The 13395-nt window shown below is 71.9% G+C and carries 17 protein-coding genes and 1 pseudogene; 7 read left to right on the plus strand and 11 right to left on the minus strand.

Annotated features, from left to right (window positions below; genetic code table 11):
* The first annotated feature begins 49 nt into the window (after nt 1–49).
* Nucleotides 50–439, plus strand: coding sequence for an NAD-dependent epimerase/dehydratase family protein (locus BXY45_RS06590; protein WP_109773537.1), 390 nt, complete (start codon nt 50–52; stop codon nt 437–439).
* Nucleotides 440–515: 76 nt separating this feature from the next.
* Nucleotides 516–1130: a short chain dehydrogenase gene (locus BXY45_RS06595; protein ID WP_109773623.1), complete on the plus strand. Its 615-nt coding sequence runs from the start codon at nt 516–518 to the stop codon at nt 1128–1130.
* 65 nt (nt 1131–1195) lie between these two features.
* Here BXY45_RS06595 and BXY45_RS06600 read toward each other — a convergent pair whose 3' ends face one another.
* Genes BXY45_RS06600 through BXY45_RS23135 form a run of 3 tightly spaced genes read right to left on the minus strand, consistent with a single transcriptional unit; the run spans nt 1196 to nt 2029 of the window.
* Nucleotides 1196–1462 (minus strand): type II toxin-antitoxin system RelE family toxin, encoded by a 267-nt coding sequence (locus tag BXY45_RS06600; RefSeq protein ID WP_109773538.1) that lies wholly within the window; start codon nt 1460–1462, stop codon nt 1196–1198.
* A complete protein-coding gene (locus tag BXY45_RS06605) occupies nt 1459–1737 on the minus strand; it encodes a type II toxin-antitoxin system Phd/YefM family antitoxin (RefSeq protein ID WP_109773539.1) in 279 nt (92 codons plus the stop codon). The genes BXY45_RS06600 and BXY45_RS06605 overlap by 4 nt, the downstream gene beginning before the upstream one ends.
* A gap of 37 nt (nt 1738–1774) precedes the next feature.
* Entirely contained in the window at nt 1775–2029 is a 255-nt protein-coding gene (locus BXY45_RS23135; RefSeq protein ID WP_170131344.1) for a hypothetical protein, read from the minus strand.
* An 88-nt stretch (nt 2030–2117) separates the two neighbouring features.
* Here BXY45_RS23135 and BXY45_RS06610 point away from each other — a divergent pair, with 88 nt between their 5' ends.
* The gene (locus BXY45_RS06610) at nt 2118–2807 is read left to right on the plus strand and encodes a Crp/Fnr family transcriptional regulator (protein ID WP_170131345.1); all 690 of its coding nucleotides are present in this window, start codon (nt 2118–2120) and stop codon (nt 2805–2807) included.
* A gap of 27 nt (nt 2808–2834) precedes the next feature.
* Here BXY45_RS06610 and BXY45_RS06615 read toward each other — a convergent pair whose 3' ends face one another.
* Both BXY45_RS06615 and BXY45_RS23140 read right to left on the minus strand, forming a co-directional pair.
* Nucleotides 2835–4577, minus strand: a complete 1743-nt coding sequence (locus BXY45_RS06615; protein ID WP_170131346.1) for an MFS transporter — start codon at nt 4575–4577, stop codon at nt 2835–2837.
* 97 nt (nt 4578–4674) lie between these two features.
* Complete coding sequence (locus tag BXY45_RS23140) at nt 4675–4848, minus strand: hypothetical protein (protein WP_170131347.1); 174 nt, start codon at nt 4846–4848, stop codon at nt 4675–4677.
* 163 nt (nt 4849–5011) lie between these two features.
* Here BXY45_RS23140 and BXY45_RS06620 point away from each other — a divergent pair, with 163 nt between their 5' ends.
* Entirely contained in the window at nt 5012–5650 is a 639-nt protein-coding gene (locus BXY45_RS06620; protein ID WP_170131348.1) for a GAF domain-containing protein, read from the plus strand.
* Complete coding sequence (locus BXY45_RS06625; protein WP_170131349.1) at nt 5628–6443, plus strand: S8 family serine peptidase; 816 nt, start codon at nt 5628–5630, stop codon at nt 6441–6443. Before BXY45_RS06620 ends, BXY45_RS06625 begins: the two co-directional genes overlap by 23 nt.
* Nucleotides 6444–6470: 27 nt before the next feature.
* Here BXY45_RS06625 and BXY45_RS06630 read toward each other — a convergent pair.
* Nucleotides 6471–7481: pseudogene (locus tag BXY45_RS06630) on the minus strand (GlxA family transcriptional regulator); the annotation flags it as partial.
* A gap of 52 nt (nt 7482–7533) precedes the next feature.
* On the opposite strand from BXY45_RS06630, the gene BXY45_RS06635 reads away from it, so the two are divergent.
* Nucleotides 7534–7959 (plus strand): cupin domain-containing protein, encoded by a 426-nt coding sequence (locus BXY45_RS06635; protein WP_109773544.1) that lies wholly within the window; start codon nt 7534–7536, stop codon nt 7957–7959.
* A 12-nt stretch (nt 7960–7971) separates the two neighbouring features.
* Here BXY45_RS06635 and BXY45_RS06640 read toward each other — a convergent pair whose 3' ends face one another.
* Nucleotides 7972–8457, minus strand: coding sequence for a hypothetical protein (locus BXY45_RS06640; RefSeq protein WP_109773545.1), 486 nt, complete (start codon nt 8455–8457; stop codon nt 7972–7974).
* A 43-nt stretch (nt 8458–8500) separates the two neighbouring features.
* Nucleotides 8501–9220: a hypothetical protein gene (locus tag BXY45_RS06645; protein ID WP_109773546.1), complete on the minus strand. Its 720-nt coding sequence runs from the start codon at nt 9218–9220 to the stop codon at nt 8501–8503.
* Nucleotides 9221–9313: 93 nt separating this feature from the next.
* Here BXY45_RS06645 and BXY45_RS06650 point away from each other — a divergent pair, with 93 nt between their 5' ends.
* Nucleotides 9314–9850: a GNAT family N-acetyltransferase gene (locus tag BXY45_RS06650; protein ID WP_109773547.1), complete on the plus strand. Its 537-nt coding sequence runs from the start codon at nt 9314–9316 to the stop codon at nt 9848–9850.
* Nucleotides 9851–9896: 46 nt separating this feature from the next.
* Here BXY45_RS06650 and BXY45_RS06655 read toward each other — a convergent pair whose 3' ends face one another.
* The 3 genes from BXY45_RS06655 to BXY45_RS06665 all read right to left on the minus strand — a co-directional run bounded on the left by BXY45_RS06655 (nt 9897) and on the right by BXY45_RS06665 (nt 13277).
* Nucleotides 9897–11024 (minus strand): acyltransferase family protein, encoded by a 1128-nt coding sequence (locus BXY45_RS06655; RefSeq protein ID WP_146211113.1) that lies wholly within the window; start codon nt 11022–11024, stop codon nt 9897–9899.
* A gap of 112 nt (nt 11025–11136) precedes the next feature.
* Nucleotides 11137–11601, minus strand: coding sequence for a MerR family transcriptional regulator (locus BXY45_RS06660; protein ID WP_211319289.1), 465 nt, complete (start codon nt 11599–11601; stop codon nt 11137–11139).
* A gap of 86 nt (nt 11602–11687) precedes the next feature.
* Nucleotides 11688–13277 (minus strand): SulP family inorganic anion transporter, encoded by a 1590-nt coding sequence (locus BXY45_RS06665; RefSeq protein WP_109773550.1) that lies wholly within the window; start codon nt 13275–13277, stop codon nt 11688–11690.
* Nucleotides 13278–13395: the final 118 nt, after the last annotated feature.

Below are 13395 nucleotides of genomic sequence, written 5' to 3' on the forward strand. Positions count from 1 at the left end.
GGGGGCAGCGGCATGACCGGACGAGCCGTCGCCGCGGCGCTCGGGAGCATTGGGTGCTCGACAGGCTGCTCGCGGGGCAGCGGGCCTGCCGCACGCGGCCACCGCCGGCAACCACCCGACGGCCGCCGCCAACCTCGCGAGCCTGGCGCTGCAATGTGCCGAGCGGCCAGCTCACCGCGTGCTCAACAGCGCCGATCCTGGAACGCCCACGGCCGCCGAGGTGGTCACCGCTGTCGCAGACGCGATGGGTGTGCAGGTAGAGGTCGTCGACGACGACGAGCGCGGTGAAGTGTCGCCGTGGAGCACCTGGCCGCCGTTCTTTCTCGACACGTCGGCGTCGCTGGCCACCGGGTACCGTCCCGTGGGCACGCACGCCGAGACGGTCGTCGCGTGTGTGGAGGAGCTGGTGGGGCGCTTGCGCTGTCAGCCGGGCGGGTGAGGCCGCCGAGGGTGCCTCGGACGACCGTCCGCTTCCCGGCTCGATCGTCGGAGCACGGCTGCGGGAGGCTGTCGCCATGAGCAAGCGCGTCATCGTGATCGGAGCGTCCGGGGCTGCAGGCTCCGCGGTCGCCGCAGCCCTGGGGGAGCGCCACCAGGTGCTGTCAGCCTCACGCAGCGGCCAGTACCGGGTCGACGTCACCGACCCCGTCTCCATCACCGATCTCTACCGGCGGGCCACCGCCGAGGGGCCGGTGCACGCCGTCGCCTTCGTCGCCGGGGTCACTCCCTTCAAAGCGCTAGGGGAGCTGGCGTTGGACGACTTCCGTGCCGGGCTGGACGACAAGTTGCTGGGGCAGGTGGAGCTGGTGCGCCAGGGCATCCACCACCTTGCCGACGGCGGCAGCTTCACGCTGATGGCCGGGGTGCTGGCCGATGACCCGATCCTGACCGGTGCTGTGGCCAGCACGGTCAACGGAGCGCTGGAGTCCTTCGTCAAGGCCGCCGCGATCGAGCTGCCGCGCGGGCTGCGGATCAATGCCGTCAGCCCGGAGGTGCTCGTCGAGTCCTGGGATGACTACGGGCCGTTCTTCCCCGGGCACGTGCCGGTTCCGGCGGCGGAGGTCGGTCGGGCCTACGTGCGCTCCGTGGACGGTGCCCAGACCGGCCAGGTGTACAAGGTCGGCTTCTGAGCTCCCGGCGGCGACGGCGCGCCGGCCGCGATGACGGCGGCGGGTTGGGGATCCCTGCGGGTCCCTCAGGGGCGGTAGGCGTCGCGGCGGTGCTGCATCCGGATGACGCGGACCACGACGCGGTGCTCCTGGATCTCGTAGATGACCCGGTAGTCGCCGCGTCGGGCGCTGCGCAGGCCTTCCACCGAGCCCCTCAGCGGCCTGCCCACGCGGTGCGGGTTCTCGGCCAGGGGGCCTCGCAGGAACTCCAGTACCGCCGCCGCGACAGCCTCGGGAAGATCGCGTGTGAGGGCTCGTCGTGCGGAGGGGGAGAGCTCGACCTCATAGCTCACGAGGGCAGGCGTCCGGCCGCTCGCATCTCGGCCTCGACCTGAGCCAGGGGTACAACGTCGTCGGGGTTCTCCCGGTAGGCCTTGATCTCAGCCATCGCCTCGGGGTCGCTGAGGATCTCCAGCGTCTCCAGGAGGGACTCGAAGTCCTCCGCGGAGAGCAGGACCGCAGCGGGGCGGCCGTTGCGCGTGATGTGGATGCGCTCGTGCGTCTCGACCGCCGAGTCGACCAGCTTCGACAGCTGTGCGCGGACCTCGGCGAGCGGCAGCGTGGTCATGTACAGGATTCTAGCCGTCGTGTCGCCGGGTTGGCCTCTATAGCACCACTGCTGCCCATCTTCGACGCGTCAGCCGGTGCTGCCGGGGCCACCCGGGGCCGGCGGGCAGGGGCTCAGCTGCGGTGGCCCGCAGCTCGGCTTCGACGGCGTCGCCCTCGCCCTGGTCGACGGGGCGCCAGCCGCCGTGCTCGGCGATCGCGGTGTGGACGATCTGGTGGTGGCGCTGCATCGCGGTGTTCATCTGCTGCGGGACCTCGGCCCAGCGGCGGGTGCAGCCTTCGACGTCGGTCATCACGAGGACGGCGGTGGCCGTCCCGCGCTCTACCGGGGCGTCATCGCACAGGGCAGGGCCACACGGAGAAGTGTGGTCCACTGCCCCCGTGGCGGACGATCAGCGGTCGCGCTCTGCCGGTTTGGGGGGAACGCAGCTGCTCGCCGGCCTCCCGGACCCGGCGCGCAGCGAGGTGGAGGCAGCCGCACGACGCCGCACCTTCAGCGACGGGGAGCTCGTCGTACGCCAGGGCGAACCGGCCAGCAGCCTTTTCGTGGTCGAGGCGGGGCGCGTGATGGCGCGACTGGTCTCCGCCGCGGGCGACGAGGTGACGCTGTCCGTCTCGGGCCCCGGTGACGTGGTCGGTGAGCTCGGCGTCGTCCTCGAAGGGCAGGTGCGGACGGCGTCGGTGCGAGCCGTCGGCGACGTGGTTGTCAGGGAGCTGCGCCGCGAAGACCTCGACCGTCTGCGCGCCCGCTTCCCCGCGGTGAGCGACCTGCTCCTGAAGGTGCTCGCGCACCGGGTCGACACCCTGAGCCGGCGGCTCCTCGAAGCGCACCGCGTGCCCGTGGAGAAGCGGGTCGCCCGGCGGTTGTTCGAGGTGGGCAGGCTCTTCGCCGATGGGTCTGCGCCGGTGGTGGTGCCACTGACCCAGGAGGACGTCGCCAGCATCGCGGGGACCACCCGCCCGACGGCCAACCAGGTGCTCAAGGCGCTTGAAGCCGACGGCGTGCTGCGGCTCGCGCGCGGGCGGGTGGAGCTGCTCGACATCCGGGGTCTGCGCGAGCGCTGCCGCTGACCCAGCAGCTGACCCGACAGCTGAGCCTCAGCCGACCCGCGTCTTGAGGGGGCCGGTCGGGTGGGTGCGTCGCAGCCTGGTGGTGGCCAGGAGGCCGACGGCGGTCTCGAGGGCGTCGTCGCCCCGGACAACCTCGAGCAACAGGTTCCCGGGGAGGCGTAGCAGCGTGCACGGCACCAGCGCGGTCACGGTCGCGGTCCGTGGCCGGGCGTGAAGGAGGCCGATCTCACCGAAGCAGCTCTGCGGGCCTAGCTCCGGGACGTCGGGCTCGCCCGGGGTCGTCGCGGTCGTGCTCACTGCCAGCGCACCCTCGACCACCACGAACACGTCGACGGCGGCGTCACCCTCCCGCACCACCACAGCCCCGGCGGCGACGCGCTCCTCCGCTGCCGCCTCAGCGAGCCGTTCCAGCGCCGCCGGACTCGCTCCGGTGAGAGCGTCGACGCCGGCCAGGATGCGCGTCCGGGGCGCCAGGGCCTCGACCCGTGCCCGTGAAGCCCGGTCGAGCGCAGCCGCCGTCGGGGTCGCTGCAACAGCGGCCAGGAGCGGAAGCACCGCCACCACCACCAGCGCCCACCGGACTCCGGCCAGCTCCACGACGACCCCGCTGAGCAGGCTGCCGAGCAGGATGCTGGCGAAGGCCGCCGAGTCGATGAGCCCTGAGGCCCGCCCGAGCAGGCCGGTGGGGAGGTGGCGCTGCAGGAGCGTCACCATGAGGACCTCGGTGATGAGGTAGGCGCCACCCAGGAGCAGGGCCAAGGCACACCCCACCACGATCCCCGGGGCGACCGCGAGGAGCAGCAGGCAGAGCGCGGAGAGCGCGACGCAGGCCACCACCGCTCGGCCCACGGCGGTGCCGGCGGCGATGCGGCTGGCCAGCGGAGCACCGACCAGCCCTCCCGCACCCGCGGCGGCCAGCAGGTAGCCGGCGCCCGCCGTCCCCGTGCCCAGCAGCTCCAAGGAGACGACGACGAACAGGACGCTGGTGGCGCCGAAGGTGAAACAGGCGGCGATGACAGAGCTGACGGCCACGGCGAGGGTGCTGTCGGTCAGGAGCAGCCGGGCGACCCCCGTCGTCGACATCGCCTCGGGAGCCTCCGAAGCCTGGACCTCCTCGTCCGGGGTGGGAGACGACGACGCGGCGGGCGCAGCCGTCGTCCCCGTCGCCGGTGCGTGGGAGCGGAGGGCCAGCAGGCAGACGAACGCCACCACGAAGGTCGCCGCGTTGAGGGCGAAGGCTGTGGCCGGTGACCCCAGGAGCAGCAGGACAGCGCCCGCAGCCGGCCCCACGACCACGGCCATCGCCGACAGAGACCCCGTGACGGCGTTCGCAGCCGCGAGGTCGCGCTCGGGGACCACGGTGGGTACCAGCCCCGCGACGGCCGGCCCCACCACCGTCGACGCTGCGTTGACGGCGGTCGCGAGGAGGATCACCACGAGCACGGGCGAGCCCGCGGCGGTCGCTACGGCCATCCCGGCGGCGAGCAGCGCCATGACCGCATTGGCCGCCAGGAGCAGCCGGCGGCGGTCGACCCGCTCGGCGAGCGCGCCCGCGAGCGGAGGGAGGATGACGAGGGGCAGCATCCGAACGACCACGGCGCCGGTGACCCACGCCGCTGAGGCGGTGCGGTCGAACACCACCGCGGCGAGCGCCACCACGTACAGCAGGTCACCAAGCTCCGAGACGGTGCTCCCGAGGGTGAGCCAGCGGAAGCCGGGATGGGTGAGCGCGGCCCGGTAGGTGCCGCCTCGACGGGTGGAGCTGGCCACGGTGTCCTCTCGGGGTCGGAGCGGGGGCTGGGCCAGCGGTCGGCGCTGACAGGCTGCGCCGAGCAGCGCTGTCAGCGCCACGGCGCCGGCAGTCGGGTCAGGGGCGCGTGCGGCTCACGACCTCGCTGGTCGGCCACTCGGGGAACGAGTGGCCGGAGACGTCGTCGTCCTGGTCGTCGTTGACGATGGCGGCGGGGCGGAAGGCGTGGCCGGTGGTGTCGTCCACCTCGGGAGCGAGGTGCTCGGCGCCGGGCTGCGTGGTGTTCGACATGGTGTCCTCCTGGCTGTGCGGCCGCTGCTCCGGTGAGCGGGGCGGTGGAGCGGTACGGCGAGGAGTCTGGAACGGTCCGGCGCGGCTGACTGTCAGCCAGCTGACAGAGCCTGTGTCGGCTCGCTGACAGACGCCGGTGGCGGACCGCGTGCCAGGATCGGGCGTGATCTCGCCCCAGGTGGATGGGCCCGGACCAGGGCACGGAGACGACTTCCTCCAGGCCTGCACCGACCTCGGCGTCGCTCTGTTCGGGGCGGTGGCATGTTTGGTGGCCGTCGTGGAACCCGACGAGGAGCACCTGGTGTTCCGGGCTGCCAGTGGCCGCGAGACCCAGGGAGTCGTGGGCTTGCGCCTGCCTGTGGGGCGTGGCGTCGCGGGCTGGGTGGTGTCGTCGGGGCAGGGGATCGCCGTCGAGGACGTCCGCGCTGATCCGCGTTTCGCGCGCGATGTCGCCGAACAGACCGGGTACGTGCCGGCGTCGATCCTGGCTGCTCCGCTGCCTGCGGCAGCCGGCACCGACGAGGCGCTCGGCGTGGTGGAGGTGCTCGACCGCCGCCGCTCACCGGACCGTGATGACGCGCGCCTGCTGTCCCTGCTCGCGCGGCAGCTGTCGCTGGGCCTGCAGCTCGAGCAGGCGGCGGACGACGAACGGCAGCTGGCCGCCTCGCCCGCTGCCGCCGCGCTGGCGGAGCTGTCCGCTGTCGCCGGCCCCGAGTCCTCCGAGGCGCGGCTGGCAGCCACCCTCGTGCTCGGACTGCGCGACCTCGCACAGGAGCGGCGTGGACGTCCCGGCCTGGGCTGAGGCCTTCGCCCCGGACCGCCTCGGAACCGTCGACCCGCTGCCGCTGCCGCAGCGGATCACCTCGGAGTGGGCCTTCGGCGACGGCTCGGGGCGCGGCGTGAAGGTGGCGATCATCGACAGCGGCGTCGACGCCCGCCACCCGGCGGTCGGCTCGGTGGCCGGCGGCGTCGTCCTCGAACACGACCCGGAAGCCCTCGACGGTGTACGGGTGGTCGAGGGGCCCCATGAGGACCTCTTCGGCCACGGCACGGCGTGCGCGGGGATCGTGCGCTCCCTTGCCCCCGAGTGCCAGATCTACAGCGTGCGGGTGCTCGGGCAGCGCCTCACGGGCAAGGGCGTCGTGTTCGCCGCGGGTATCCGCTGGGCCGCTCGCCACGGGATGCACGTGGCGAACCTCAGCCTCAGCTCGGCCCGCCAGGACCTCTACGGCCTGTTCCACAGCGTCTCCGACGAGGCCGCCTTCGCCGGGCTCTCGCTGGTGTGCGCGGCGAACAACTCACCGGGCCCCAGCTACCCGTCGCTGTTCTCTTCCGTGCTGTCGGTCGCCTGCCTACCCGCCGGCTCTACCGGGTTCGCCTACAACCCTGCGCCGCCGGTGGAGTTCGGGGCGCCCGGCATCGATGTCGACGTCGCCTGGCTCGACGGCGCCCGGATCACCTCCACGGGCAACAGCTACGCGGCCCCGCACATCACCGGGCTCGTGGCCCGGGTGCTCGGCGCCCACCCGGGACTGCGGCCGTTCCAGGTCAAGACCGTGCTGCAGGCCGTCGCCGACAACGCGCGCCGCCCCTGACACTCGGTCGACGACGACTCGACGGTGCTGACGGCGGTAGTCGCTGGGGCTGAGTCCGGTGGCGTTGCGCAGGTGGGTGCGCAAGCTGGTGGCTGTGCCCAGGCCGCTGCGATGGGCGACCTGCTCGACCGGCAGGTCGGTGGTCTCCAACAGGCGGCGCGCGTGCGCGACGCGCTGAGCGTGCAGCCATGCGAGCGGCGTGCATCCGAGGTGCTGGGAGAAGCGTCGGTGGAGGGAGGCTCTGCTCAGCCCAGCCCGGGCGGCGAGTACGGCGACGTCGATCGGATCGGCCAGGTTCGCCCGCGCCCAGGCGAGCGCGTCGGCGAGGGCGTCCGGTGCGCTGGGTCTGGGGAGCGGCGTCTCGATGTACTGGCGCTGTCCACCGGGGCGGTGAGCAGGGAAGACCAGCCGGCGAGACACCGCCGCCGCGACGTCGGCCCCGTGGTCAATGGCCACGATGTGCAGCGCCAGGTCCAGCGCCGAGGCACTACCAGCAGCCGTCAGCAGGCGCCCGTCGTCGTCGACGAACAGGACCTCCGGGCGTAGGTCGACGTCGGGGTAAGCCCGCCGGAACCTCTCGGCCCACTGCCAGTGCACCGTGGCCGCGCGCCCGTGCAGCAGACCGGCCTCGGCGAGGGTGAACGCGCCGCTGCACATGCCGACCATCCGCGCTCCGCGGGCGTGGGCCGCGCGCAGGGCCCCCAGCACCGCGGGGGTGTGGGGCTGGTCGGTGTCGGGACGGTTGGGGACGACGACGGTGTCGGCGTCGTCCAGCGCCTCGAGACCTGCGGTGGCCGTCATCACGAAGAAGCCCTGGCGCATGCGCACCTGCGGGGCGGTGGTGGCGAAGCGCAGGTCGTAGAGCAGGCCACCGACCTCGGGGCGCTCGATGCCGAGGACCTCGGTCATGCAGGCCAGCTCGAAGGGGTTGGAGTCTTCGTCGACCAGGACGACGACGCGGTGCAGCCGGCGGTGCGGCTCGTCAGACGGGTCGGACCGCTCCCGCCGCGCTGGATCGTGAGACGAATCTTGCGGCACGCGCTGTTTCTCGCACTCACCGATGTTGCCGCGCAAGCCGCAGCCTCGTTCCATGAGCGCAGATCACCTCGAAGGCCCCAGCCCCCGCCTCACCCCGAGCGTCAACGTCGAGGAGGTGCTGGCCGGCTTCGAGGAGCTGTGGGCGCCGCGGGTGGTGGCGCGGGTCAACGACTACGCGGTCAAGGTGGCGAAGGTGCGCGGCGAGTACGTCTGGCACGCCCACCAGGACACCGACGAGCTGTTCTGGGTGCTCTCGGGGCAGCTGCACCTGCACCAGCGCAACGCGGGGGGCGAGCACGTGGTGGTGCTCGGCCCCCAGGACATGCACGTGGTTCCTCGGGGTGTGGAGCACCGCCCGGTCTCGGCCGATGGAGCGGTGATCGTCATGGTGGAACCAGCGGCGACCCTGTCGACGGGCGACTACTCCGGCCAGGTCCCCGATCACGTCACATCGACGCGTGGCCTCGCCGTGGACTGACCGGGCGGGTCCCTACATCCGTTCCAGGCGGATCCCGCGGTCGTCACACTCAGCGGTCAGGCGGCGCGCGTTCGCCAAGGACGCTGCCCCCAGCGCCAGGACCTCCACGTTGACGTTCAGACCTGACCGCCGGCGAAGGGAGGTCCTCTCGAAGGTGGCCCACGTGGACCACTCGGGGCGTCCCGGAGCACTGGCGAACGACACGCGCTCGACGCTGCTCCACGGCACGCGTGTGGTGATGCCCAAGCGGCGCGCCACCACGTCATCGCCGTCGACCCACAGGCCGTTGCAGCCGGGGCCGAGAAGCCACAGCACACACCGCCCCGAGCAGAGGAGCAGCGTGACCAGCAGGGCGAAGATGGCAGCGTCGCTGGGTTCCGACGAGGATGCGACGAGAGCGAGCACGATGGCCAAGACGGCGAGTGCGCCGCCCAGCGGGAGGGCGGGCCACAGGGCGCGGACGGCCTGCCGCCGGTCGGCAACGAGGAGGGGGCGCACGCCCCCCAGTGTCAGCGACTCGGTCTGTGCTCCTCGTCGGCGGTCAGCGCGCCCGCGAGGCCAGGGCCTCGCGTCGTTCGGCCCCGAAGCGCACGGCGGCGGCCACGCGGGGGTCGTCGTCGTTCTCCAGCAGAGTGATGACGTCGTCGGGCAGAACGGCTTGGCCGGTCAGATGCCACCGCTCCGCGACGGTGCCCTGCTGAGCGAGGTGGCAGGCACGCGCGGCGTCCTCCTCGCTGTCGGTGACGTCCGGGCGTGTCAGCCTGAAGGAGAGGAACCCCTGCGGGATCTCGCCGGGCTCGGTGTCGCTCGGCGAGGGGTCCGGAGGCAGGAAACTCACCACCACGGACAGATCGGGGCGCTGCCAGACGGCGGCGATCTGCTGGTCGGTGTCGACTTGCTCGTGGGGGCCGGGCACCGGGCCGCGTGACTCCGGTGCTCCCAGGAGCTCCTCCAGCCGGTCGGCGATCTGCTCGGCGACGCGGAAGAGGGCAGCATCATCAGGGTGGCTGAGGATGATCTCGACGGACGGCGGTGTCAGCTCCGTGATGCCGCTGCCCGGCAGCCCACAGGGGCCGCGCCACTGCCCTCCCCGGCGCCCCCAGGACCATCCGCGCTCGGTCAGCGCCGCGTCGATGCTCGTGGCGTCGGTGAGCAGACCGCCGGTGTTGGCTGCTCGGGCGAGGTCGAGGCAGACCTCCAGCGTCTGGTTCCAGTCGACGCTGTCAGCGATGTCCCCGCTGCCGTCTCCGTGCCCCGTCATCCAGGCATGGTTGATGCGCGCTGACGACCAGTCAAGGTCAGAGCGCCGTTGGCGACCTCGCCCACAGATGGGGGCCTTGCGAAGATCCGTCCTGTGCCCGTCACACTCACCACGGCCCGGCTGCTCCTGCGACCCTGGATCGACGACGACGTCGACTTCATCCTCGACATGTACTCGCGCTGGGAGGTGCAACGCTTCATCGGACTGACCCCGCGCGTCATGACCGAGCGTCACGAGGCCGAGCAGCGCCTTCAGGCCTGGAAGGCCTTCGAGGACCCCGTCCTCGGCATCTGGGCCGTCACCACCCACGACGGCGCACGCGCGGGCACGCTGCTGCTGAAGCCGATCCCCGCCTCCGCACCCACCACACCGCTGCCGCCCTCAGGTGACATCGAGATCGGCTGGCACTTCCACCCCGACGCGTGGGGGCACGGCTACGCCAGCGAAGCCGCAGCACGCGTTCTCCAGCACGCCTTTGACAGCGGACTGCAGCAGGTGGTCGCGGTGACCAACCCTGCCAACACGGCGTCGCAGGCGGTCGCTCGCCGGATCGGTATGGCTCATCGCGGCACCACCGACCGCTACTACGGCACGACGTGCGAGCTGTTCGTCGCCGAAGCCCCGGCGTAGCGGTCGCCGTCGTCGTCCCAGTCTTTGACACCCCAGAAGACCGGGCTCAGCCCTTTCTCGGGGAGACCCACCGAGCGCTCTTGAAGGCCAGCGCCGGGCGTTCCACGAACCGCCACGACAGTGCCGCAACTCCCAGGGCGATGACGATGCTGAGTGTGGTGAAGCCGACAGGCCCGAGGGCGGTGGCGCCGAGCAGGACGAGCAGCACCTGGATCGGCCAGTGCCAGATGTAGGTGCCGTAGGACAGGTCCCAGCTGAGCTGGGGCCGGCGGATAACGGTCATCAGCCACAGGCACACGTAGGCGAAGCCGACCGCGCCCACAGTGCGGTAGTCCTCCAGGGTCAACATCGCGACGAGGGTCAGCAGCCCCGCCCCCAGAGCCAGCAGCGGGTGCATCGGCAGGCGGTGGGCGTACAGCGCTGCGAGCGCCCCGAGCATGAACACGAACAGGAGGTGCGGCAGGTTGTCCGCCGGCAGCGTCACCAGTCCCGCTGCTGAGGCGACCAAACCGACCCACAGCGCGAGCGTGGCCGCGGCCACCAGCCAGGTGCGACGGCGCAGGAGACCGAGCAGCCCGAGGGCGGCAACGGCGAAGTAGCAGAGCGCCTCATAGAAGAGGGTCCACAGTGAGCCGTTGATGACGCCGTCGCTGTGGGGTCCGCCGAGGCCGGCGATGCCGAACTGGTTGATCTGCAGGGCCGCGTTGACCGTCACGTAGCGCCAGGCCGGCTCCGAGGCGGCGGTGAAGACCGACAGGGGCGGGCGTTCGCTGAGCATCGCGGCCACGGGGGCGATGACGAGGGCGGTCACCACCAGGCAGAGCCAGAACGCCGGCGCGATCCGCAACGCCCGGTGCCAGGCGTAACGCCGCACGTCAGCCAGCCGATTCCAGCTGGAGACCATGAGGTAGCCGCTGATGACGAAGAAGCCGTCCACCGCCAGCACGCCGATCTGGGTGCCGTTCACCGAAGGCTGCCAGCCGAAGCCGTTCTCCAGTCCGTGGGAGATGGCGACGACGACGGCCAGCGCCAGCCGCATCAGGCTCAGCCCATTGGCGCGGTGGTCGAAGGCGTCCCTCAGGCTCGGCGCCCACGTGGTGCGCGTGGGCACGTGCCCGGTTCCAGCGGCGGACCGCGCCAACGTGGCGGCGGTCGAAGGCGGGGAGTGGCTCACGGTGGGCTCCGTCGGGGCGCAGAGGGCGACCCGACGCGCGGGCTGACATCTCTACCCTAACCCGAGGGTAGGGATAAGCCACCTGATCGCTGCCGCGACACGCGGTGAGTTCTCAGGGAGTGCTGGCATCACCAGCAGCGCTCGTGGCCCTGGCGTGGCGCTCGCGCAGCAGCCCGACGAACTCCTCGGCCATTGCCACCTTCGCGATGAGCTTGCGGCGGCTCTCCTCGGCCTGGTCGAGGTAGTCCGCCAGCCGCGCGGCCAGGTCCGCGGCCTCGGCGGGGTCGCTGTCAGCACCCCCGAAGCTCTCGGCGTCGACGGTGTCGGCAATGGCCATGACGTCGCGCATCTGATCCAGCGTGAACCCCAGCGGCTTCATGCGCCGGATGACCAGCAGCCTGTCGACGTCGTGCCGGCTGTAGAGCCGGAAGCCGCCCTCGCTGCGCGCCGAGGGAGAGAGCAGACCGACCTCGTCCCAGTGGCGCAGGGTGTTGACCGACAGGCCCGTCAGCTCGATGACCTGACCGATCTGCATCGGCTTATCGGGGTCGTCGTTCGAGTGGGGGCGTGGCGGCATGGAGCCACTCTTCCGCACCGCGCCAGGCGGGACAGTGCTGGTGGGTGGGCTGGTGGGTGGGCTGGTGGTCGGGCTGGTGCCGGGGCTCAGCTTCCGCCGCCGAAGTGACCAGCCAGCCGCTCGTGACGTGCGGCGCTGTGGCCCGCCAGGCCTCGGATCTCCACATGCTTGTCGCGGTCGGCGTAGCGGGCGCTGATCGCATCCAGCGTGGCCACGGTGGAGGCGTCCCACACGTGGGCGTCCGACAGGTCGATGACCACCGAGGGCGGGTCGGCGGCGTAGCGGAACTGCTCCGCCAGGTCGTTGCTGGAGGCGAAGAACAGCTGCCCGGTCACGGTGTAGGTCACCGCGGCGCCGTCGTCGCTGAGGTGGCGTTCGACGTCGACGAGGTGCGCCACCCGCCGCGCGAACAGCGCCAGCGCCACGATCACCCCCACGATGACGCCGTACGCGAGGTTGTGCGTGGCCACCGTCACCGCCACCGTCGTCAGCATCACCGTGGTCTCGGAGAGCGGCATCCGCCGCAGGGTGCTCGGGGCGATGGAGTGCCAGTCGAACGTGCCGACCGACACCATGATCATGACGGCGACCAGGGCGGCCATCGGGATCAGCGAGACCACGTCTCCCAGCGCCACCACGAGAGTGATGAGGAAGGCGCCGGCCAGGAAGGTGGAGAGGCGGGTGCGAGCCCCCGAGGTCTTCACGTTGATCATCGTCTGGCCGATCATGGCGCAGCCGCCCATGCCGCCGGTGAACCCGGTGACGACGTTGGCCACGCCCTGGCCCCACGCCTCGCGCTTCTTGCGCGAGCGGGTGTCGGTGATGGTGTCGACCAGCTGCGCCGTCATCAGCGACTCCAGCAGCCCCACCAACGCCATCGCGAACGCATACGGCGCGATGATCCGCAGCGTCTCTCCCGTGAACGGCACGTCCGGCACCAGGAACGACGGCAGCGAGTCCGGCAGCTCGCCCTGGTCGCCCACCGTCGGCACGGAGACGGCCGCGACCACGGTGACGGCCGTCAACACGACGATCGCCACGAGCGGGGCCGGTACCACGGTGGTCAGGCGAGGCAGGAGGGCGATCATCGCCAGCCCCGCCGCCACCAGCGGGTAGACCAGCCACGGCACCCCCAGGAGGTACGGCAGCTGCGTGGTGGCGATGAGGATGGCCAGAGCGTTGACGAAGCCCACCATCACGCTGCGCGGGATGAATCGCATCAGGCGGGCCACTCCCAGAAGCCCGAGCGCCACCTGGAGAACACCGGCGAGGACGACGGTGGCCAGCAGGTAGTCCAGCCCGTGCTCGCGCACCACGGGGGCGACGACGAGCGCCACCGCTCCTGTCGCCGCGGAGATCATGGCCGGGCGGCCACCGACGATCGCCGTCGTCACCGCCATGGTGAACGCCGCGTAGAGGCCGACGCGGGGATCGACGCCTGCGATGAGGGAGAAAGAGAGCGCCTCGGGGATCAGCGCGAGCGCCACCACCAGGCCCCCGAGAACCTCGATGCGCAGCCGGCGCGGATCGCGGAGCGCCTGCAGGACGGTGATCCCGCCGTCGCCGTCGTCGTCGCCCACGCAAGGGTGACGCTCCCGGGGGCCCTCGCCGGGACCGTCGGGTACGAGACCCGGTCCCTCGTGGGGGCGGCGCGGGTTCGGCCGTGGGGATCGCATGGTCCTCCGGTGGTGAGGCGGGACAGCCGCGATGCGGAAGTCGTCGCGGGCAGCTGTGAAGAGTGAGCCCCTTGAGTGTGGGGACGTTGGCCCTTTCAGCGTGACCGCTTGGCTACTG

The sequence above is a fragment of the Quadrisphaera granulorum genome, from assembly GCF_003149145.1.
GTDB classification, from domain to species: domain Bacteria; phylum Actinomycetota; class Actinomycetes; order Actinomycetales; family Quadrisphaeraceae; genus Quadrisphaera; species Quadrisphaera granulorum.